Below are 22,339 nucleotides of genomic sequence, written 5' to 3'. Positions count from 1 at the left end.
GCGTCCAAACGGCGCCCTGACCGGTCTCACCAGAGTTTCCAGGTGTAAAGGACGTTCACACGCAGATCGTTGTTGTCGCGGAAGGTCGCCGCCTGGGTGAAGTCGTTGCGATACCAGGCATGGCGGACCTTGAAGCCAAGGCCTTGCAGGGGGCCGGACTGGATTACATAGGCCACCTGGGCCTGGCTTTCGCGTTCGTAGCGGCCGCTACCGCCCATGCGGTCTGGTAATTCGATGTTGTCACCACGCATGTGCCAGAGCATGGCGGTAAGGCCAGGAATGCCGGCGGCGGCGAAGTTGTAGTCATAACGTATTTGCCAGGTGCGTTCCTTGGCATTCAGGAAGTCGGTGGCGATGGCACCTTCCACGGTTGGGGAGGGTTCGCTGCGGCCCATGTAAGGCTGGGCGGTGTCGCCGAACAGGGCCATATAACCGGTGCTGAACGTGTGGCCGCCCAGGGAGTAGCGGAACACGACGCCGTAGTTGTCGTTGTCGACCTTGCCGGCATTGGCCGCACCGTCCTCTCTCGACTTGGCCCAACGGAAGTCGGTCTTGAGGCTACCAGGGCCCAGCGGCAAGTCATGCACCAGCCACACATAATCCTGGCGATAGATATCGTTCAAGGTGGCGTGGTAATAGCTGGCAGTGAGGTTCGGGGTTGCCTTGTATTTCGCGCCAACATAGGTGAAACCGCTGGAGTCCACGTCACGGAAGCGGCCGTTCTGCGCCGTGACCCGAATGTTCTCGTAGTTGCTTGAGTCCCTGAACTTGATCCGGTCCAGGTAGCCAGCCATCAGTGTCAGATTATCAATGTCCTCCGACTGGAAGGTGGTGCCCTGGAAAGTTTGTGGCAGCAGTCTGCCGGGGCTCGAGTATGCAACAGGGAGGAGAAGTACCATTCGACCGCTGTTGAGCTTCGACTGGCCAACACGCATCTTGGCAATCCCACCGAAAGTACTGAAGTCGTCTTCGGCGCGTCCTTTCGAATCTACGGGTAAAAGTTGTGTACCCGCCCTGTCCGGGGAGGAGTCGAGCTTTATGCCGGTCATGCTACTCAGGTCCAGCCCGAAGCCCACCGGCCCTTCGGTATAGCCTGACTTGAAGTCAAGCGTCACACCCTGGGCCCACTCGCGCAGCTCGCGTTTGAGCGCAGGGTTTTGCGGGTCCTTGTAGTCCCGATCCATGTAGTAGTTGTGCAGCAGAACGCTGGCCGAGCTTTCGGTGAAGAACGGGCTTTGTGCTTGGGCGTAAATCGACAGTGGCAACGTCGAGATCAGCAGCGCTGCGGTGCGAAAAGTCATGTAAAGGCTCCAGTCTTATTTTTGTTTGGAGTCATGGCCGTACTGTTGGCCTGGGTGAACCGCGTGCTCAGTCTTTCTGCGCGCTCATCATCTGGCCAAAGTGACGGCGTGCGAACAGGAAGCCCAGAATCGCGACGGGCCCGATGACTGCGGCCATGGTGGCCAGCGCAAAGGCAATGGCGGCAGGCCCGCTGAACACCCGGTCAGCGAGCAGGCCGCTGAGGAATGGGCCAACGGTGTAGCCGAACAGGTTGATCACCAGCAGGTTCACCGCAACGGTGCGTGCCCTGAGGCGAGAAGGGCTGATCATCTGCATGCCCAGGCAGGTCATCACCGAGATGCTGGGCAGGAACATCATGCAAATGGCGAATGCCGTAACCAGCAGCCAGTATTGGCCCGATAACAAGCCCGCAATGATGGCGGGTACCGGAATGGCAACCGACAGCATCAGAATCAGGATGATGCCATCCGGCCGACCAGCTTTCTGCAGTTTGCCGGCCAGCCAGGGCAGGCACAGAGTGCCGAAAACCGAGGTGGGCAGCCCCACAGATCCGAACACATAGCTGGCATGGGAGGCGGTGAGTTCATGCAGGCGGATCAACAGTGTTGGAGCCCAGGAAATGACCCCGAGCGTCAACGATGAAATCATCCCGGTCGCAAGGAAGAATGGGATGAACATCGCTTTGTTACCGACGAGGAATGGCAGCAGCGCATCAACCGTGGTTTTGTGTTCGGTGGGTTGCGATGTGACCCGTGCAGGCTCACGCACGCTCAGTGCAAACAACACCACCATCAGGAACCCAGGCAAACTCACGGCGAACAGGGTGAAGCGCCAAGCTTCCATTGCAGGCATCAGCTGTTGCGTACCTGCGTATTGGTACACGGCTCCGCCAATAAGAAATGCGCCCGTAGCCATGATATTGCCGGTCGCCATGTACAGGCTGGTTGGCAGCGCTCTTTCCTTGCGCAGGTACATATCGCCGATCAGGGACATTGCGGCAGGTGTCAGCACGGCTTCGCCGATGGCGACACCCGCACGGCAGATGAGCAGCGTGCTGAAGTCGGTGGTAAATGCCGATGCAGCGGTCATCAGCGACCACAGCGACACGCCGATGAGGATAATGCGTGTGCGGTTGCCTCTATCGATGAGGTAGGCGACCGGTATGCCCGCAACAGAATACAGAATGGCAAACCCTGCCCCCAGCAGCAGGCCCATCTGTGTGTTCGTCAAACCCAGGCTTTGACTGACGGGTTGAGCAACTGCGGAAAGGATGAAGCGGTCGACCATCGAGATGGCGTAGAAGATGATCAGGCAACCTACCGCGTACCAGCGGCCAGGGTGCACTTTACTGTCGGCATAGGTGAAGGACGTACTCTGCTCGTTCATTGCGTAATCCCATTAATTATTGTTGTTGGATCGGCGAAACTGCATAGCCGGACGCCAGGTTTGCCTCTGTGTGCAAACCGCGAGTGTCTAGGTCCAGTCTATGGAGAAGGGGGGCGAGGAAAATCGTCGTAAAAGACGATTTTCCCGATGGCGTCAGGACACCAGGCCCAGCCTGCGAGCCACGGCTACTGCCTGGGTGCGGCTGTTGGTGTCGAGCTTGGCGTTGATGTTGCGCAAGTGAGTGCGAACGGTACTGTTGGACACGTGCAGCCGGTCAGCCAGGTCGAGGTTCGAGCAACCTTCGGTCAGCAGTTTGAGTACTTCGATTTCCTTGCGCGTCAGCGGGTCTGCCAACGATGGCGGTAGTGCGGTGTTGCAATGCTCGTCCACATCAACTGCGCCGAAGGCAAGGGCGAGGCCGCGCAAGTAGTCCGAGAGGAGGGGGTCCCTGGATTTTCGCGCTTCATAGGCGTGCTTGAACTCTGCAACAATGCTGGCCAGCAAAGGGCCCTCATCAAGGAGTGTGCGCACATAGCCCTCCTGGGCGGCAAAAATCAGCGCCTCCTGGAGTTCCTTGTGAGCAGCAAGAATATTGTCGCAACGGTGCAACGCGAGCACCTTGAGTAACTGCAGAACCAACGCACGATGGCGCCGCCCCGAAGCGTAGGCTTCGTCGAGGTCGTCGTTAATCTGCCGTAGCGCTGCAACAGGATCAGCGAAATGTATGTCCCACCTCAGCCTGGCCAGTCGCAGGTAATGAATGTCGTGTGCCAGTAAGCGCTGGCGACATTCGCGCGCCCAGATTGCCGGGTCGTCCGCACGTGTCAACTCATCATGCGAGGCGGCTGCCTTGCCCTGGATCAACAGCATCTTGGCGCGCTCAAGTTGCGCAGCCGCTGCCGCGCGGGGCAGCATTCGGCTGTGGCCGAGGTACTCCAGATCGGTCATCGCCTGCAGCGCAGTATCGAGATCGTTTTCAGCAAAGGCGAGCCTGCATTTGAGCAAGTAGATAAGGATCAGATGGTCAGGCACCCCGACTTCACGGGCCAGCGGCAGATAGACGTTGATCAGGTGCCGCGTTGTGTCGAGATCATTGGCCTCGTAGGTGGTCGCGGTGTAGAGCACTCCCGCCCAGGCATTGCCATGAGTATGTTTGTTGCGTGTGGCACGGGTGGCCTCGATGGCCAGCCGGAAGCGGGCAGAAGCATGGCGCAGGCGACCGTGAAGCAGGTCAATCAACCCTTCGGTGGTTTCCGAATACATCCGGTTGAACAGGCTTTTACCTCCATGCAGCCGGCGGGCCGTATCGAGCATCAACTGGGCATCCCTGGCATCGCCGATGATCAGGGTCTGGTGTGCAATCGCATTGAGTAGCGTGGCGCTGGCAAAGTTGTGCCCAGCCTGCATGTTTTCCAGGGCGTGTCTGCCGGCAGTGACAGCCTCTTCGCAGCGATCCTGCATGCCGAGCAATGTGGGATAGAGCGCGGCGCCGTGGTTGCGTACAACCAGGTCCGAGCTGTTGCGCCAGTCGATGCGTGCCAGTTGTTCACCCGCGACATGCGCCCCCTCGGTCAGAGCGGTCGCCCAGATGGACATCGTATACAAGGCCGGACGCGCTTCAATCAGGCCTTGCGGAATCGATGTGAACCAGTGGCGCAGCAGGCGCATACGACCTTGTTCCAGAAGCGACTCGGTGTGCCGTTCAAGCAGCCCGATGGCCTGTTCGAATGCCTGTCCCTGAACAGCATGATCGATGGCCAGCACAGCGTGCCCCAAGGCCTCGTAACACTGCGATGCCTGCAAGTGCAGGGTTTGCCACAGGCTGGGCGTTTCTTTGATCAACCGGTCGCGCAGAAACTCAGCGAAAAGGCCATGGAATCGCCAATATCCGCACTTCGATTCTATGGACAGTACCAGGCTCTGAGCTTGAAGCTGTTCGATCATCTCCCGGCTGTTAGCCTGCTGATTGAGGGCCTCGCACAATGCCAGGTTGAATGACCTCAGCACGCTGATGCGCAAAAGAAAAACTCGGGCAGCCGCGGGCTGTTCGGCCAGGACCACTTCACTCAAATACTGGGCCACAGTGCCCGTCGAGCCGGAGAACTGGTCGATGAAGTCCATCCGCGACTCGCTGCGTTTAAGGGCAATCGCTGCCAGCCACAAGGCGGCTGGCCAGCCTTCAGTCTTGCCATGCAAGTGCTCGACATCTGCGAGCGAAAGGTTGCCCGCGTTGAGTTGAGTGGTGAAAAGCGCCTTGCTCTCATCGAGATCGAAGCGCAGCTCACTGGCGCTGATTTCGGTGAGCCGGCCGCTGACCCGCAGCCGGGAAAGCGCCATGGGCGGGGTCGAGCGTGTCGCCACAATCAGGTAGGCGCGGTGTGGAAGATGCAGCGCGATTTCCTGAAGCAGTGCCAGGACGGATGCCTCCTGGATATTTTCCAGTTCGTCCACGAACAGGGCAAAGGGCGCTTTGTGGCTCGTCAGGCTAGTAATGGCATCGCAACCCGCTTGCGCGATGCGCAGATGCCTGACGATCCTGTCCAGGCAATTGAGAAACTGCGACAAGTCGTTGTCAGTGGGCTTCGCACTGAGCCATGCAGTTGCAATACCTGCCTGAGTGAATTGTTCGAAGGCCTGTGCCAAGGTCGTGGTTTTACCGAAGCCGGCGGATGCACACAGCAGCGTCATGGTACCCGCTGCCCGGCTAATCATCGGTAGCAGGTGGGAGCGGTTGACTTGCGTAGACAAAACCAGGGGGCCCGTAAAGGTTGGATCCGGATCGCTGTGCAGGGTGAGCATGATCTTCTCCTTTGTCTCCACGTACTTTCCCTGTCGCAATAGGCCTTCAGCGCGGTGCGAAACCAACCGTTAGCAGGTCGACCATCTGCGCCGCCACCTCTTCCCTGGTTTGCTTGCCCTCCGGAGAAAACCAGCGAGCGGGCCAGTTGAGCGCACCCGCCAGGGTAAACGCTAGCAACTTGGAATTGCAGGGTGCGATCGAGCCGTCGCTGATGGCCTCTTCGATCAGTGCGCGCATGGCCAGATCGATTTCCCCTTTCAATGCCCTGAACTGCCTGCGGCCTTCCTCGGAGAGGGCTTCATCTCCGGTGCGAATCACGCAGCGGCCAAAGTCATCCATGTTGATCTCGGCGTAGCGCTTCAGGTAGTTGCGCAACCGGTCGATGCCGCGGCCAGGCTCCTGTCGGGCAGAAGCCGCGGCTTCGATCAGTTGCTCCAGGCCATGCAGGACGCATTGGAGCAGGACCTGCTCCTTGTTACCCAGATAGTGATAGATGGTGGGTTTGGAAATGCCCAGGCTGACCGCGACATCCTCCAACAAGGTGGCATGAAACCCTCGCTCGTTAAATATGCGCACGGCAGCGCGCAGTACAGCCTGGCGCTTCGCCTCACGTTCGTTCTGTTTCTGACTTGCAGTTTGAAAGGGTGAGGTTTCAGTCACGTTGGTCATCCAGTTCGCGGTATCGAATACGGCTCGTGTGCTTGCGGCCCGGCCGTTTTTTCATCGTGCACAACCTTGACAGGGCCATGGTCAGAATTCTAGCCTACTCACGAGTAGGTGGTCTACTTTCTGGTTTTTAAGTGTCTCCACCTGCACGCTCCAGCGATGTCTATCCCGATAAGAACAAGCAAGAGGATGTGCTCGATGAAGATTCAAGATGTGCCAGCAGTGATTACCGGCGGCGCGTCCGGGCTGGGTGGTGCGGTTGCCGCTCGCCTGGCTGCGGCGGGGGCCAAGGTGACGATCATTGACCTCAACCCAGCGTTGGGTGAAAGCCATGCGGCCGCTATTGGCGGCTTGTTCATCCAGGCCGATGTCACCGATGAGGCGGCGGTGGAGCACGCGCTTGAAACCGCCGAGGGCGTGCACGGCAAAGCGCGAATCCTGGTCAACTGCGCAGGCATCGGTCCGCCCGCCAAAGCGATCAATCGTGAGGGTAAGGCGCTGGCATTGAGCGACTTTGCACGCATCGTCAATATCAACCTCAACGGCAGCTTCAACGTCTTGTCCAAGTTTGCGGCCCGCTTGCACGCGTCCGAGCAGGAGGGCGAGGAGCGTGGCGTTATCATCAACACCGCCAGCGTTGCCGCTTTCGATGGGCAGATCGGACAGCCTGCTTATGCTGCCTCCAAAGCCGCAATCGTGGGCATGACCTTGCCACTGGCCCGTGAGTTTGCCCGCTATGGCATCCGCGTAATGACCATTGCGCCGGGCATTTTCCTCACACCACTGCTGGCTTCGCTGCCACAAGACGCCCAGCAGTCGCTCGGGCAGCAAGTGCCGTTCCCTAGTCGTTTGGGGCAACCCGACGAGTTTGCCCAACTGGTCCAGTCGATCGTCGAGAATCCGATGCTTAACGGTGAAGTCATTCGCCTGGACGGCGCAATCAGGATGGCAGCCCGATGAACGTGAATGACCTCGAACTGGCGTCTGCGATTGCCGAACGTGTCGAGCGGTTTGTCCGTGAGGTCGTGGTGCCCTACGAAAAGGACCGCCGTCGCGACCACCACGACTGCCCGACAGACGAACTGGTGCTGGAGCTGCGCGAAAAAGCACGTGAGGCCGGTGTGCTCACACCGCATATTCTCGCTGACGGTAATCACCTGAGCCAGCAAGGTACCGCATTGGTGCTCGCACGTACCGGTCTGTCGCCTTTGGGGCCGCTGGCCTGCAACACCTGCGCGCCAGATGAAGGCAACATGTACCTGCTGGGTAAAGTCGGCAGTGCCTACATCAGGCAGCATTTCCTGGAGCCCATGGTGACTGGCAGGGCGCGATCAGCGTTCTTCATGACCGAGCCAGCCGAAGACGGGGGCGCAGGCTCTGATCCATCCATGATGCGTACCCATTGTCACCGTGAGGGTGATAGCTGGGTGATCAATGGGCGCAAAGCGTTCATCACCGGCGCCCAAGGTGCGCAAATCGGCATTGTCATGGCCAAGGCCGAGGAAGGTGCGTGCATGTTCCTGGTCTCGCTACCGAACCCGGCCATTCGCATCGAGCGCATTCCTCGCACGATCGACAGCTCGATGCCGGGTGGCCATGCGGTGGTCACCCTGGACAACCTGCGGGTGCCCGCCGAGCAGATGCTCGGTAACGCGGGTGAAGGTTTTCGCTATGCCCAGGTCAGGCTGGCACCTGCCCGACTGTCGCACTGTATGCGCTGGTACGGGGCTTGTCTGCGGGCCAACGAAATCGCCACCGATTACGCCAACCGCCGCATGGCTTTCGGCAAGTTGTTGATCGATCACGAAGGCACTGGCTTCAGCCTGGCCGAAAACCTGATCGATCTCAAACAGGTCGAGTTGATGATTCAGTGGTGCGCGAGTGTGCTGGACGGCGGCGCCGCAGGCGGCACCGAAAGCTCCATGGCCAAGGTGGCGGTCAGTGAGATCCTGATGCGGGTGGCGGATCGATGCGTACAAGTCATGGGTGGCAGCGGCCTCACCGAAGACTCCATCGTTGAACAGGTGTTCCGGGAAATACGGGCATTCCGCATCTACGACGGCCCCACTGAAGTTCACAAGTGGTCGCTGGCGAAGACAATCAAGCGCGAGTGGGCGAGGGCCAGGGAATGAATATTCTGGAGCAGCAAGCCAATGCCGGTGCGGATGCCATCCGGCCAGGAATGCTCATTGATGAGCAGGCCCTTGCACGCTGGATGCAGGCCAATGTCGAGGGCTTCAGTGGGCCTATGACCGTGCTGCAATTCAAGGGTGGGCAGTCCATCCCAACCTACCAGATCACTACGCCGACCAGCAGCTATGTGCTGCGACGCAAACCGGCGGGTGTATTGCTCAAAGGTGCCCACTCGATCGAGCGGGAAGCTCAGGTGCAGCAGGCGCTGGGTAAGGTGGGTTTCAACGTGCCGAAGATCTTCGGCCTTTGCGAAGACTCGTCTGTGCTAGGAACACCTTTCTACGTGATGGAAAAGGTCGAAGGCAGAATTTTCTGGGACGCTACCCTGCCGGATGTTCGCCACGATGAACGCCCCAGGTACTTCGATGCGATGAACCAGACGCTTTCCGCGTTGCATAGCATCGACCCTGCGCAGGTCGGGCTGCAGGATTACGGCAGGACCGGCAACTACTTCGCCCGGCAGATCAGCCGCTGGAGCCGCCAGTACCTGGAAGATGAGGCGGCGGATCGCAACCCGAACATGGACTGGCTGGTGCAGTGGTTACCTAAGCATATTCCGGCAGGTGACGAAACACGTATCGTGCATGGCGACTTTCGCTGCGACAACATGATTTTCCATCCCACCGAGCCGAAAGTCGTGGCTGTACTGGATTGGGAGCTGTCCACCCTTGGGCATCCGCTGGCCGACTTCGCCAACCACGCAATGATGTACCAGATGCCACCCGATATCGTTGCAGGGTTGGCGGGTGCAGACTTGCAGCGCTTGAACATACCTTCGCAAGCGCAATACGTGCAGGCGTACTGCGAGCGGACCGGGCGCGATTCGATCCCGGATTGGTCGTTCTATATCGCCTTCAACCTGTTCCGCATGGCTGCCATATTCCATGGCATCAAAGGCCGGGTCATTCGTGGTACCGCCGCATCAGCGCATGCGCGTGAACGGGCAAAAAGTTTCCCCGTACTCGCCGAGCTCGCCTGCCGTGCCCTGGAGGGTTGCCGATGAACGATTGTGTACTGCTCAAGATAGAACAGGGTATAGCCACCATCACTTTGAACCGGCCGCTGCAAGGCAATGCTATCGACCTGCCGTTGGCCCAGGCGCTGCTCAAGGCTGTCATCACGTGCGATCAGGCCACCGAAGTGCAGTGCGTGTTGTTGACCGGCAGCGGCAAGCTGTTCTGCGCCGGCGGCGACCTGGATGCATTCGTGGCCGCCGGCAACGGTATACCGGGGTTCCTCAGTGAACTCGCGGGTACCTTGCACTTGGCGGTCTCCAGGCTGATGAGGATGGAAAAGCCCCTGGTCGTGCTGGTCAACGGCGCTGCGGCGGGTGCGGGCATGAGCCTTTCGCTGGTGGGCGATATTGTGCTGGCCGAGGCGGGCTCATCGTTCACGCCGGCTTATGGCGCCATCGGATTAAGCCCTGACGGCAGCCTCAGCTGGCTGCTGCCCCGGTTGGTGGGGCTGCGCAGTGCCCAGGAAATCATCATGCTCAATCAACGCGTGGGTGCGGACCAGGCCAAGGCGCTTGGCCTGATCACGCGGGTAGTCGAGGCTGAACAACTGCATGTCGAAGGCATGGCGGTGGCGCGAAGCCTGGCAGCGATGCATGTTCCAGCACTGGGTCGGGTTCGCAGGCTTCTGCTCGATACCCTCGGGACGCCCCTTGAAACACAGCTCGAACATGAAGCGCGCAGTATTTCCATGCTGGCGACCCACGCTTATGTCCTCGACAAAGTCGGCGCTTTCGTCGCGCAGCGAACCCAGAAGAACAAGAAGGAGTTGAGTCATGGCTGATGCTTACATAGTTGCGGCGGTGCGTACGGCTGGTGGGCGCCGTAACGGCAAGTTGGCCGGGTGGCATCCGGCCGACATGGGCGCTGAGGTGCTCAATGCGCTGGTGGATCGCACGGGCATCGACCCGGCTGCGGTGGACGATGTCATCATCGGCTGCGTGACCCAGGCGGGTGAGCAGGCATTTGCCTTTGCGCGCAATGTGGTGCTGGCCTCGAAGCTGCCCCAGAGCGTGCCGGCGGTTACGGTCGATCGCCAGTGCGGCAGTTCGCAGCAGGCTGTGCAGTTCGCCGCGCAAGCGGTGATGTCAGGCATGCAGGATGTGGTGATTGCCGGCGGCGTGGAAAGCATGAGCCGCGTGCCGATGTTCTCCAACATGTCCTTTCACGAAAAAGAGGGCATCGGCATTGGTCCATTCAGTGAGCGCATCAAACAGCGCTTCGGCGTCAACACCTTCAGCCAGTTTGGTGGCGCGCAAATGCTGGCCGAGAAGTATGGCTATGACCGCCTGACGCTGGATCGATTTGCCTTGCAGAGCCATCAGCGGGCTGCTCAAGCCACCCATTCTGGAGCCTTCAAGGACGAAATCATCGGCCTGGCCGTCGGCGATGGCCTGCATCTGGTGGATGAAGGGATTCGCTTCGATGCCTCGCTGGAGGGCATCGCCGCGGTCAAGCCGTTGCAGGAAGGCGGTGTAGTAACCGCCGCAAATGCCAGCCAGGTGTGCGACGGCGCCTCTGGCGTGCTGGTGGTCAGCGAGCGAGCCCTGAAGGCCCACGGTTTGACACCCATTGCCCGTATCGTCGACATGACCGTGACTGCAGGTGACCCTGTGATCATGCTCGAGGAACCTGTCTTCACCACCAAAAAGGCATTGAAGAAGGCTGGCATGAGCATCGCCGATATCGACCTGTACGAAGTCAATGAAGCGTTCGCACCGGTACCGCTGGCCTGGCTCGACGCTCTTGAAGCAGATCCTGAACGCCTGAACGTGAACGGAGGTGCCATCGCCCTTGGCCACCCGCTGGGTTCGTCGGGCAGCAAACTGATGACAACCCTGATCCATGCCCTGAAGGCCCGCGGCAAGCGCTATGGCTTGCAGACCATGTGCGAAGGCGGTGGCGTCAGCAACGTGACGATCCTGGAGGTACTGTAATGGCCTTTCGCAACCGTGTGACCGAACTGCTGGGCATTCGCCATCCCATCGTACAGGGCGGCATGATGTGGGTGGGGCGTGCCGAGCTGGCCAGTGCGGTATCAAATGCCGGTGGCCTGGGTACTCTCACCGCGCTCACGCAGCCCACACCGGACGACTTACGCCGGGAAATCGACCGCTGCCGCAGCATGACCGACAAACCGTTTGCGGTGAACCTGACCATTCTGCCCTCGGTCAATCCGCCACCTTACGCCGAGTACCGGCAGGCGATCATCGAGTCGGGGGTGCGAATTGTCGAAACAGCGGGTAACAAGCCTCAAGAACACGTGGAAGCCTTCAAGTCCCACGGTCTGACCGTGATCCACAAATGTACGGCGGTGCGTCATGCCGTTTCGGCACAGCGCATGGGCGTCGACATCATTTCCATCGACGGCTTCGAATGTGCGGGGCACCCGGGGGAAGATGACATTCCCGGACTGGTGTTGATACCCGCTACTGCCGATCAGGTCAGCATCCCGATCATCGCCAGTGGTGGTATCGGCGATGGCCGTGGTCTGGCGGCGGCCATGGCGTTGGGCGCCGAAGGCGTGAACATGGGCACGCGTTTCTGCGCGACCCAGGAAGCCCCCATCCACGATGCGATCAAATCCTTCCTGGTGAACAACGACGAGCGCTCGACCAACCTGATCTTCCGACGCTTCCACAACACCGGCCGAGTGGCGCGAAACAGCGTTTCCGATGAAGTGGTGCGTTTGTCGCAAGCGCCGGGCGCAACCTTCGAAGATATCCGCGGTTATGTCTCGGGCGCCAAGGGGCGAGAAGCACTCGAGACTGGCAATCTGGACGCCGGGCTGGTCTGGGCCGGGCAGATCCAAGGGCTGATCCGGGATATCCCGACCTGTGAAGTGCTTATTGAACGAATGGTCAGTGACGCGCGCAACATCATCGACCGCCGCCTCAGCGGCATGCTTGCCCAATCGCTGGAGACCGTGTGATGGACTATCAATTTATCAGTGTGGAGCGTGAAGGTCGCTTGACCGTCGTCACCCTGCAGCGGCCGGAAGCGTACAACGCCCTGAACTATAAGGCCCATGAAGAGCTTCAGCAGGCCTTCGATGATTTCGCCAACGATGACGAGCAGTGGGTGGCCATTCTCACGGGCAGCGGGGCCAAGGCGTTTTGCGCAGGGCATGACCTCAAACAACAGGCCGATGATGCCAACCTGGGCACGCCTGACAAAGGGTTCGGCGGGCTCGCCTCACGATTCGATTTGCACAAACCGGTGATTGCCGCCGTCAACGGTGTGGCTATGGGCGGTGGTTTCGAGCTGGCATTGGCGTGCGACATCATCGTGGCTGCCTCCAATGCTTCTTTCGCGTTACCCGAGGCCAAGGTTGGCCTCGCGGCGCTTGCCGGAGGTATGCAGCGCCTTCCCAGCCTGATTGGCTTGAAGCGTAGCATGGGCATGTTGCTGACCGGGCGTCGGGTCAGTGCCACCGAAGGACTCCAATTGGGCTTTGTCAACGAAGTGGTGGAAGGAGACGTCATGGGTGCTGCGCGCCGCTGGGCGGACGATATCCTGTCGTGCAGTCCGCTGTCCGTGCGTGCGACCAAGGAGGCAGTGATGCGTGGGTTGGATGTGCCTGTGGCACAGGCGCTGGCTGAGCAATGGGACTACCCGCAAGTGCAGGCCATGCTCAAGTCCCAGGATGCCATCGAAGGACCGAAGGCCTTCGCCGAGAAGCGCCCGCCAAGGTGGCAGGGGCGCTGATCGGCACGTGTTGCGCAACCCAACAATCACAATAAGAGGACACGCCATGCACCCGTTGATTCACGCCAGAACCTGCCCCGATCAGCCGGCCTGTATCCTGGCATCAAGCAATGAAGTGATGACCTATGGAGAACTCGATGCACTCGCCAACCAAGGCGCGCAACTGCTGAGAAACCTGGGTCTCAAGCGCGGCGACACCGTTGCGGTCGTGCTGGGCAATGATTTCGAAATTTTTGTGGTGGCGTGGGCCACCCAACGTATCGGGCTGTACCTGACGGCGGTCTCGACCAAGACCTCCGCCGGTGATCTGGCCTATGTGCTGGAAAACTCCGAAACCAAAGTACTGATTGCTGGCAAGGACTACTCCCAGGTTGCCGAGCAGGCTGTCGACCAAGTGGCGTCGATGGCGTTGAGCGTCTTCAGTCATGCTCCTGGCCGCACGCCGTTCCTGAAGGCCTGCGAGGAGATGCCGGTCACGATGGTCAGCGACCCCAGCGCGGGCTCAGACATGCTGTATTCATCGGGTATGACCGGGCGCCCCAAAGGGGTGAAACCCCAGTTGCCTGAAGGGCCGATCGAGGCGAAGACGCCGCTCATGCAGTTGGGTGAAAGCTTGTACGGCATGGACGGTGCCAGTCGTTACCTATCGACCTCGCCGCTGTATCATGCAGCACCCTTGCGCTGGGCCATGGTCATTCATCGCTTTGGCGGCACTGTAGTGGTCATGGAGCGCTTCGACGCGCAGCAGTCGCTGGCCTTGATCGAGCAGCATCGCATCACCCACGCGACCTTTGTGCCGACTCACTTCGTGCGTATGCTCAAGCTGGACAGCCAAGCGCGTCAACAGCACGACCACCGTTCGCTAAAGGCAGTCATACATGCCGCTGCGCCGTGTCCGGTACCGGTGAAGCATGCCATGATCGAATGGTGGGGGCCGATCATTCATGAGTACTACTCGGGTACCGAAACCTGTGGCATCACCGCCTTGGACTCAGCGCAGTGGCTGAGCAAACCTGGTTCGGTCGGGCGTGCGGTGTTAGGGCAAGTGAAGATCCTTGGGCCGGATGGCGAAGAGGTCCCAGCCGGTATTCAAGGTGATGTCTATTTCGCGGATGGCCCGAAATTCGAATACCACAATGATCCGGAAAAGACTCGCCAGGCCTATAACGACAAGGGCTGGGCAACGCTCAACGATATCGGTTGGGTTGATGAGGATGGTTACCTGTTCCTGACCGATCGCAAGAGCTTCATGATCATTTCGGGCGGCGTCAATATTTACCCTCAGGAGATCGAGAATCTGTTGATTACACATCCTCAGGTTGAGGATGCTGCCGTGTTTGGTGCCCCTGATGATGAAATGGGCGAGCGAGTCGTTGCGGTGATTCAGCCCCGTGCGGGGGTCGCTGGTGACGCCCAGCTGGCTGAGGCGCTTCGTAAATTCGTTCGCGATGCCTTGGGTGGAGTCAAATGCCCGCAGCAGTTCGATTTTCGAAATGAACTGCCGCGTGAACCGACAGGAAAGCTGATGAAGCGATTGCTAAAGGCCGAGTACGAAGCGGCGCACCAGGCATTGAGTGCATGATCGAAGGCGCGCTGGCTGGCACCAGCCAGTGCGCTGCGGACCAAGAACAAGGAAGACTTCGCGCATGAGCGTTGAGCATTACGACGGAAGACCCTGGCTTTCACTCTACGGCAGTGGGCAGCCCGCCGAGATCACACCGGCCTTCGACAGCATGCTCGAGGCTTTTATTGAGTCGGCTCGCAGAGCCCCGGATCAGGTGCTACTTCACTATTTCGATAACAGCATGACGCTGGGTGAGGTAGACCGGGCTTCTACCGCGTTGGCTGGTGCCTTGATTGCGCGAGGCTTCATGCCGGGTGATCGACTCGGCCTTTTTCTCCAGAACAACCCTGCCTTCGTCATCGGCATGTTGGCGAGCTGGAAGGCGGGTGGGATCGCCGTAGCGATCAACCCCATGAACAAGGCTCGGGAACTGGCGTTCATTCTTCAGGACAGTGGTGCCCGCGCGCTGTTATGCCTGGATTCACTGTATTTGGAGGTAGCCAAAGCAGCCATAGAAGAGCTGGGGTCGCAGGTCGATATCATCGTGACAACCTCCATGCTCGATGGCCAGTCGACGAACGACACCAGAGTCATGGAAGGCAATAGTCGGCTAGCGGTGGAGCAAGGGGTTGTCGACCTACAGGCAGTAATCGCTTCTGCTCGTCCTTCGACGGTAATATCACCTGCGTTGTTGAGCGCCGACGACGTTGCCATGTTGACGTATACCTCCGGCACGACGGGCAAACCCAAAGCTGCCATGAATACGCACGGCAATCTTGTGTTCAACGCACAGACCTATCGGGACTGGGTAAGCATTACGCCAGATGATTGTATCCTGGGTATCGCGCCGTTATTTCATGTCACAGGGATCGTGGCACATGTGGCACTTGCGCTATCGACCCCTTGCCCCTTGATTCTAGCCCACCGCTTTCACCCCGAGGTGATGCTGGAGCACATTCGCCGGCGGCGACCTACTTTCACCATCGGCGCCATAACTGCGTTCTTGAGCCTTATGAATGCACCCGGTGCTAGCCGGGCAGACTTTGCGAGCTTCCGTGCTATCTACTCCGGTGGTGCGCCCATTTCGCCTGCCACTTCGCAGGCGTTCGAATCCTTCAGCGGCCACTACATCCATAACGCTTTTGGTATGACCGAAACCTGCTCTCCCACCCACCTGGTACCTTTCGGCGAGCGGGCACCGGTAGATCCGCAGTCAGGCGCCATTTCGGTGGGTGTGCCTGTGTTCAACACTTCAGTACGCATCATCGATGATCTGGGCTGCGTCGTACCCGTGGGTGAGCCCGGGGAAATCATCGACCAGGGCCCGCAGGTTATGAAGGGCTACTGGCAGCAGCCGCAGGCGACCTCCGAAGTCATGCAAGACGGTTGGCTGCGCACCGGCGATATTGGTTTCATGGATGCGCGGGGTTGGTTTTACTTGGTCGACCGCAAGAAAGACATGATCAACGTCAGTGGATACAAAGTGTGGCCAAGAGAAGTCGAAGATGTACTGTACAGTCACCCCGCAGTTCTAGAAGCCATTGTCGTAGGCGTGAGTGACAGCTACCGGGGCGAGACCGTCAAGGCTGCGGTGTCTCTGCGCCCTGGTTTTGAGGTTACAGAGCAGGTTCTGATCGAACATTGCAAAGCCAATCTTGCCGCTTACAAGTATCCCAGGATCCTGGAAATCAAGGCGGAACTGCCCAGGTCGGCCACCGGTAAGTTGTTGCGACGAGCGCTTCGCTGACGGGCGCTCGCCATCGGTGCTCAAGGTCAGGTCGATAATGGCTTTGCGCTCGCTACTTGCGCTCCAGGGCAGTTCAGATGTAATGCCAGAAGGGCGCCGCAGGCGTTGTATGAAACGCCGCCGGAATATATCGGGCCCACAAGAACCTCGAGGCCCCAAGATGGGAGGTGCTACGGTGCAGGTACGCGCGGCCTTTGGCTCTCAGATTGAGGCATCGGTCCGCGCCTGGGTAATGCTTGTACCTTAAGCCACCGACATGCGCGCTGTCAGGTTCTGCTGCATGTAGTCAAGGAAGCGTCGCTGGAATAACATGGTGTGCTCATGCGCAGCCGCTTCCGCCGCATCGGCATCCCGCGCAGCGATGGCCTCGATGATCTCGTCATGGTCGCGACCCAGTTTGTGGGCGCTGGCCGAACTTACGACGTGGTCAAAGTGCAGGTGAAGCAAACGTTGACCTTCGCCCAACAGGCGCTCGTAGTAGTTGATGAAATAGGGGTTGCGACCAGCGTGGGCAATGGCCATATGGAAGGCTTTGTTCAACTCCGACATGGACTGGAAGTCACCCGTTGTTACTGCCTTGAGGTAGTCGGCGTCGGCCTTGCGGATTTTTTCGAGATCTTCCGCACGATGTTGAGTGGCTGCCAGGCGTGTGACTGCACGTTGCATCAGGTCCAGGGCAGAGATGTAGTTGGGGAACTCCTCAATCTCGAATGGAGTGACCAAGGTTGTACGGTTCGGAAGAATGACCACCAGGCCTTCAGTAATCAGCCGAGCCAGTGCATCTCGCACGGGGGAGCGAGACAGCCCGAACTGAGCGGCAAGCGATACTTCGTCAAGTTGCACCCCGGGCTTGAGTTGCAGGGTCAGAATCTGCTTGCGCAGCTCTTCATAGATATAGCGACCACTGTGGCGGCGCACCCCACTTTCTTTATCGTTATCTTTTGTCATCATCAGGTCTCATCAGTTCTGGCCCATATCATACAGGCCGGGCCTTGTCATGGTGCAACTCCTGTCGGCCGCCTAATGAGTCATGGCAGTCGCTTGATCAGATGCTTTCCATCCAGGTATCAGACAGTGTGAAGCCCGTTTGATAAGGATCGGTAGGATCTATACCCATTTGGTAGAAGCCCGTGATCCAGGCTTGACCCGCGATGGCGGGAATCACGGCAGCGTAGGGCCCGACTTCACTCAGGCCATCGATACTACAGGTGAATCGGCTACCGGTGATCGACTCATGGATGAATGACTCACCTGGAGCAATCAGGCCTCGAGCGTGTAGCAAAGCCAGTCGCGCCGAGGAGCCAGTCCCGCAAGGGGAGCGGTCACAGCGCCCCGGTGATACGACCACGCAGTTTTTGGAATGGAGGACACCGTTCTCACGGCGCAGCGGGCCCGTGAACTCGGTATTGGTGATGCCCGGAATCGCCGGGTTGAGCGGGTGCTCTACAGGCAATTGCTCAACGGCTGCCTGCTTGATGCGCTGCCCCACATCGCACAGCTCCCGGGCTTCGGATGGGGCGATGCTGAACCCGAGGTCTGCGGCCTCGACCATTGCGTAGGTCATACCACCATAGACGATGTCTACTCGGACGGTACCGAGCCCTGTTACCTCAATGTTGCAGTCGCGGTGGTAGCAGAAGGCAGGCTGGTTCACCAAACGCACGCTGGTGACTTTGCCGTCCTTGCATTCGCAGCGGACGCGAATGAGGCCGGCTGGAGATTCGAGCGTCAGCTGTGTCACCGGCTCGTGCATCGGCAAGATGCCGGTTTCGAGTAGTACAGTCGCAACGCACATGGTATTTGAGCCAGACATCGCGGGATACTCGGTAGTCTCGAGGATCACATACCCCATGTCTGCTTCAGGGTGATTGGAGGGCAGAATGATGTTGGCGTTGTGCCAAACCGCGCCTCGCGGCTCGAACAGTACCAGTTTGCGTATATGGTCCATGTGCGTTTCCAGATGGACCCGTTTGTCGAACATGGTATGGCCTGCCACCTGGCCCACACCCCCGACGATGACCTTCCCGCTTTCACCTTCAGCATGACAATCCACTACAGACAGCACTTGCTTGAAACGCATGGCTTTACTCCGTTGAGGGCATCAGAAAGCCGTGCCCGGGGTGTCCGGGCATGGCTGTAGGGGCAATGCGGTCAGCCTTCTCCCCAGGTGTCACTGAGCATGAAGCCTGCAGCGAGCGGATCATCTGGATCGACCCCCAACTGCTGAAGGCCGTACAGCCAGGCTCGCCCAGTTACCCGAGGCAGTACCGCCGGCTTGCCGGCGACTTCTGTATTGCCGAGCAGGGCAATCTGGAACTGGCCGCCGATGGTCGAGCGCGATACCAGGTGATCCCCGGTCTGTACTTTGCCGCGCGCGGCCAGAGTGGCCAGATTGGCCGAACTGCCGGTGCCGCAGGGCGACCGGTCTACCCGGCCCGGGGGCAGGGTAGTGCAGGTCTGGTAGGTGCGGTCGTCCAGGCGGTTGCGGAACATCACATAGGCCACCTCGTTCACTGACGGAAGCAAGGGGTGCTGGATGTTCAATTGGCGGTTGATCACTTCCCTCAGCGCTACGCCAGCATCGGCCAGCTGCCGGGCATTTTCCGGTGCAATCGACAGCCCGACCTGCTCGACGTCGATCAGCGCGTAGTACACACCGCCGAAAGCCACATCGATCTTGATGGTGCCGAAGGCTTCGGTTTCGATCGCCAGGTCCAGGTGCTCGACAAAGGCCGGCACCATGTCCAGCGACACGTTCAGGCAGCGACCGTCTGCGCACTGGGCGCGAGCGGTGACCAGGCCTGCTGGCGTGTCGAGGACGACCGTAGTTTCCGGCTCCTGCATGGGCACCATGCCCAGTTCGAGCAGGGCCGTGACCACGCAGATGCAGTTGCTGCCCGACATCGGGTGGGCTTTGTCGGCCTGTAGCACGATGAAGCCGGCTTGAGCTTCGGGCCGGGTCGGCGGCAGCAACAGGTTGACCGACATCTGCAGGCAGCCGCGCGGCTCCAGCGTCACCAGGCGGCGCAGGCTGTCGTCGACTTCGTTGATGTAGTTCATCTTGTCGAGCATGGTGGCACCCGGGACGCCGATGACGCCCCCGGTGATGACCTTGCCGATCTCGCCCTCGCAGTGCACCTCAGCCAGCTGAAGCGTCTGTTTCCAACGCATGGGTGTTACCTCACTTGATGTACCAGCCCCAAGGCTGTTCGCTGTCGTAGCGGGTGATCTGCTTGGTTTCCAGGTAGTTGTTCAGGCCCCATTCGCCCAGTTCGCGGCCGATGCCGCTGGTCTTGTAGCCGCCCCACGGTGCTTCGGTGAAGGTCGGTTGCGAGCAGTTGATCCAGACGATGCCGGCGCGGAACTTGCGTGCAACACGTTCGCAGCGCTCGATGTCCTTGGACATGACCGCGGCACCCAAGCCGAAACGCGAGTTGTTGGCCGACTTGACCGCTTCCTCTTCGGTGTCGAACGGGCGGATGCACACGACGGGAGCGAAGATCTCTTCGTTCCAGATCCAGCTGTCTTCCGGCACATCGGCGAACACGGTCGGCTGCAGGTAGAAGCCTTTGTCCAGGTGCGCTGGGCGCTCGCCGCCGCAGACCAGGCGTGCACCTTCTTCCAGGCCGCGCGAGATGGCTTTCAGTGTACCTTCGTATTGACTGCGGTTGACCAGCGGGCCGAGCAGCACGCCTTCTTCCATACCGTTGCCGATCTTGATCTTGCGGGTTTCCTCAGCCAGGCGGGCCAGCAGTGGCTCGTAGGCGGAGCGCTCGACCAGCACGCGGGAAGTGGCCGAGCAGACTTCGCCCTTGTTCCAGAAGATGCCGAACATGATCCACTCGACGGCTTTTTCGATGTCGCTGTCGGCGAAGATCACAAAGGGCGATTTGCCACCCAGCTCCAGAGTCACGTTCTTGATGTCCTGGGCAGCGGCTTGCATGATGCGGCTGCCGACCGGCACGCTGCCAGTGAAGGCCAGCTTGTCCACGCCTGGGTGGGCGGTGAGGGCGGCACCCACTTTGGAACCTGGGCCGGTGACGATGTTCAGCACGCCAGCAGGCAGGCCGGCTTCATCGGCGATGCGAGCCAGTTCCAGGGCGGTCAGCGAGGTCTGCTCGGCGGGCTTGAGGATGATGCTGCAACCGGCGGCCAGGGCCGGGGCGATCTTCCATGAAGCCATGAGCATCGGGAAGTTCCACGGCACGATGGCACCGGCGACGCCGATCGGCTCTTTACGGGCGAGCGAGCTGAAACGGTCGTCGGACAGGGCCACAGGCTTCTCGCGGTTGCGGTCCAGCTCTTCGGCCAGGTTGGCATAGAAGTCGAAGCAACCGGCCGTGTCGCCGATGTCCCACATGGCTTCAGGGAACGGCTTGCCGTTGTCGCGCACCTCCAGCTCGGCCAACTCTTCCTGGCGAGCACGGATGCCGTCGGCAATCTTGCGCAGGTACTCGCCACGCTCGGCACCACTCAGCCGCGGCCACGGGCCCTCGTCGAAGGCGGCGCGGGCTGCCTTGACCGCGATATCGATGTCTTCTTCGGTACCCGAGGCCACGCTGGTGATCAGACTTTCGTCGCTCGGGTCATACGAATTGAAACTGCCGCCCTGAACAGGGCTGACCCATTGGCCATTGATGTAGAACTGGTCGTAGCGGTTCATGCAGTACCTCCAATAAGGGCGAAGCGACGAGCGCTGAATGCGGACAGGTTTTGTGCCGGTGTACGGTTTGCAGCCAGGTCGGCGACCAGGCGGCCGGTGGTGGCGCCCAGGGTCAGGCCGAGCTGGCCGTGGCCGAAGGCCATGATCACGTTGTTCAGGCGGGGCGAGCGGTCGATGACCGGTTTGGTGTCTGGCAAGAACGGCCTGTAGCCGACGCCGAACTCCATCCCCTGGGTATTGAGTTGTGGCAGTACGCGGCGGGCCTTTTCCATGATGATTTCGGCGCGCTTGAAGTTCGGTTCGGCGCCAGGGGCGGCGAATTCGATGGTGCCGCCGATCTGCAGGCCGCGCGTCATCGGGGCGAAGCAGAAGCCGCCGTCGGCGTAGATCACCGAGTGGCGGATTTCGACCTCAGGCGTGGGCAACACGGCCTGATAGCCCGCAATGCCAGCCAGCGGGATGTTCACCCCAAGGCTGTCGAAGAACGGGCGGGCTCCTGTTCCGGCCGCCACTACCACGTGGTCGGCTGGCAGACGGGTGCCGTCGGCCAGGGTCACGCCGCTTGCACGGTCGTGGTTTTCGTCGATCTTCACGGCTTTCTGACGCAGGCGCACGCCACCTTGGGCGATGAAGCTTTCGGTCAGTGCGGCAATGAAGCCTTCGGTATCGCTGACGGCGCGCCAGTCAGGAAACATCAGCCCATGCTGGAATTTTCCGGCCAGTGCCGGCTCCAGGTCGCCGATGGCAGCGCCGTCGAGTTCTTCGGACTTGAACCCCAACTGCTTGCGCAGCTCCAGGTGCGGGCGCTCGTGGGCCAGGCCGGCTGGAGAGTCGAACACTTCCAGGATAGGGCGGTCACCCAACAGGGCTTTGTCCGGGCAGGCATCCAGCAACGGGGCGTAGTCGGTGTAGACGTCTTGGGTCAGGCGCGCCATGTCCTCGGCGATCTCATGGATCTTCGACGAGCGTGCGCAGGCCAGAAAACGCAGGAACCAGGGCAGGATGCCCGGCAGCGCGCTCGGGCGCAGAGCCAGAGGGCCTTTCTGGTCCAGCAGCCAGCCCGGGATCTTCATCAGGATGCCCGGTTTGGACAGTGGAATGACTTCACTGACCGCCATCTGTCCGCAGCTCCACTTGGCGGTACTGTCGCCCGGTGTCGCGGGGTCGATGAGCGTGACCTTGTGGCCTTCGCGCTGCAGGTACAAGGCGCAGCAGACACCGACGATACCGCCACCGATGACTACGGCGTTCTGCGATGACGATTGTGGGGTGTTCATGAGTCTGTCTCGTATCCAGA

Annotated in this window: 18 protein-coding genes; 9 read left to right on the top strand and 9 right to left on the bottom strand. The window is 60.0% G+C overall.

The genetic code is table 11. The features are described from left to right. Window positions 1–26: 26 nt before the first annotated feature. From ACIP1G_RS04545 to ACIP1G_RS04530, 4 genes are all read right to left on the bottom strand, one after another. Window positions 27–1,301: an OprD family porin gene (locus ACIP1G_RS04545; protein ID WP_400734240.1), complete on the bottom strand. Its 1,275-nt coding sequence runs from the start codon at window positions 1,299–1,301 to the stop codon at window positions 27–29. A 67-nt stretch (window positions 1,302–1,368) separates the two neighbouring features. Next, entirely contained in the window at window positions 1,369–2,688 is a 1,320-nt protein-coding gene (locus tag ACIP1G_RS04540; RefSeq protein ID WP_400734239.1) for an MFS transporter, read from the bottom strand. 153 nt (window positions 2,689–2,841) lie between these two features. Next, complete coding sequence (locus tag ACIP1G_RS04535) at window positions 2,842–5,487, bottom strand: LuxR C-terminal-related transcriptional regulator (protein ID WP_400734236.1); 2,646 nt, start codon at window positions 5,485–5,487, stop codon at window positions 2,842–2,844. A gap of 46 nt (window positions 5,488–5,533) precedes the next feature. Next, window positions 5,534–6,157 (bottom strand): TetR/AcrR family transcriptional regulator, encoded by a 624-nt coding sequence (locus ACIP1G_RS04530; RefSeq protein ID WP_400734234.1) that lies wholly within the window; start codon window positions 6,155–6,157, stop codon window positions 5,534–5,536. Window positions 6,158–6,352: 195 nt separating this feature from the next. Here ACIP1G_RS04530 and ACIP1G_RS04525 point away from each other — a divergent pair, with 195 nt between their 5' ends. The 9 genes from ACIP1G_RS04525 to ACIP1G_RS04485 all read left to right on the top strand — a co-directional run bounded on the left by ACIP1G_RS04525 (window position 6,353) and on the right by ACIP1G_RS04485 (window position 16,379). Continuing rightward, the gene (locus tag ACIP1G_RS04525; RefSeq protein WP_400734232.1) at window positions 6,353–7,114 is read left to right on the top strand and encodes an SDR family NAD(P)-dependent oxidoreductase; all 762 of its coding nucleotides are present in this window, start codon (window positions 6,353–6,355) and stop codon (window positions 7,112–7,114) included. Further along, the gene (locus ACIP1G_RS04520) at window positions 7,111–8,286 is read left to right on the top strand and encodes an acyl-CoA dehydrogenase family protein (protein WP_400734230.1); all 1,176 of its coding nucleotides are present in this window, start codon (window positions 7,111–7,113) and stop codon (window positions 8,284–8,286) included. Before ACIP1G_RS04525 ends, ACIP1G_RS04520 begins: the two co-directional genes overlap by 4 nt. Continuing rightward, window positions 8,283–9,350 (top strand): phosphotransferase, encoded by a 1,068-nt coding sequence (locus ACIP1G_RS04515; protein ID WP_400734228.1) that lies wholly within the window; start codon window positions 8,283–8,285, stop codon window positions 9,348–9,350. Before ACIP1G_RS04520 ends, ACIP1G_RS04515 begins: the two co-directional genes overlap by 4 nt. Beyond that, window positions 9,347–10,144, top strand: a complete 798-nt coding sequence (locus ACIP1G_RS04510) for an enoyl-CoA hydratase/isomerase family protein (RefSeq protein ID WP_400734226.1) — start codon at window positions 9,347–9,349, stop codon at window positions 10,142–10,144. The genes ACIP1G_RS04515 and ACIP1G_RS04510 overlap by 4 nt, the downstream gene beginning before the upstream one ends. Next, entirely contained in the window at window positions 10,137–11,297 is a 1,161-nt protein-coding gene (locus ACIP1G_RS04505; protein WP_400734223.1) for an acetyl-CoA C-acetyltransferase, read from the top strand. The genes ACIP1G_RS04510 and ACIP1G_RS04505 overlap by 8 nt, the downstream gene beginning before the upstream one ends. Next, complete coding sequence (locus ACIP1G_RS04500) at window positions 11,297–12,292, top strand: NAD(P)H-dependent flavin oxidoreductase (RefSeq protein WP_400734220.1); 996 nt, start codon at window positions 11,297–11,299, stop codon at window positions 12,290–12,292. Before ACIP1G_RS04505 ends, ACIP1G_RS04500 begins: the two co-directional genes overlap by 1 nt. Next, window positions 12,292–13,068: an enoyl-CoA hydratase-related protein gene (locus tag ACIP1G_RS04495; protein ID WP_400734217.1), complete on the top strand. Its 777-nt coding sequence runs from the start codon at window positions 12,292–12,294 to the stop codon at window positions 13,066–13,068. Before ACIP1G_RS04500 ends, ACIP1G_RS04495 begins: the two co-directional genes overlap by 1 nt. A gap of 46 nt (window positions 13,069–13,114) precedes the next feature. Then, window positions 13,115–14,650, top strand: coding sequence for an acyl-CoA synthetase (locus tag ACIP1G_RS04490; RefSeq protein ID WP_400734214.1), 1,536 nt, complete (start codon window positions 13,115–13,117; stop codon window positions 14,648–14,650). A gap of 64 nt (window positions 14,651–14,714) precedes the next feature. Continuing rightward, window positions 14,715–16,379, top strand: coding sequence for an AMP-binding protein (locus tag ACIP1G_RS04485; RefSeq protein ID WP_400734212.1), 1,665 nt, complete (start codon window positions 14,715–14,717; stop codon window positions 16,377–16,379). 243 nt (window positions 16,380–16,622) lie between these two features. On the opposite strand, the gene ACIP1G_RS04480 is transcribed toward ACIP1G_RS04485, so the two are convergent. The 5 genes from ACIP1G_RS04480 to ACIP1G_RS04460 form a co-directional block, all read right to left on the bottom strand. After that, a complete protein-coding gene (locus tag ACIP1G_RS04480; protein ID WP_400734211.1) occupies window positions 16,623–17,330 on the bottom strand; it encodes a GntR family transcriptional regulator in 708 nt (235 codons plus the stop codon). A 94-nt stretch (window positions 17,331–17,424) separates the two neighbouring features. Then, complete coding sequence (locus ACIP1G_RS04475) at window positions 17,425–18,459, bottom strand: proline racemase family protein (protein ID WP_400734208.1); 1,035 nt, start codon at window positions 18,457–18,459, stop codon at window positions 17,425–17,427. A 71-nt stretch (window positions 18,460–18,530) separates the two neighbouring features. Next, the gene (locus ACIP1G_RS04470; protein WP_400734206.1) at window positions 18,531–19,550 is read right to left on the bottom strand and encodes a proline racemase family protein; all 1,020 of its coding nucleotides are present in this window, start codon (window positions 19,548–19,550) and stop codon (window positions 18,531–18,533) included. Window positions 19,551–19,560: 10 nt separating this feature from the next. Then, a complete protein-coding gene (locus tag ACIP1G_RS04465; RefSeq protein WP_400734204.1) occupies window positions 19,561–21,042 on the bottom strand; it encodes an aldehyde dehydrogenase family protein in 1,482 nt (493 codons plus the stop codon). Continuing rightward, window positions 21,039–22,319: an NAD(P)/FAD-dependent oxidoreductase gene (locus ACIP1G_RS04460; protein ID WP_400734203.1), complete on the bottom strand. Its 1,281-nt coding sequence runs from the start codon at window positions 22,317–22,319 to the stop codon at window positions 21,039–21,041. Before ACIP1G_RS04460 ends, ACIP1G_RS04465 begins: the two co-directional genes overlap by 4 nt. Window positions 22,320–22,339 lie beyond the last annotated feature (20 nt).

The organism is Pseudomonas sp. NPDC089392, from assembly GCF_044749595.1.
GTDB lineage: Bacteria > Pseudomonadota > Gammaproteobacteria > Pseudomonadales > Pseudomonadaceae > Aquipseudomonas.
This window is presented reverse-complemented; position numbering and strand designations above follow the sequence as displayed.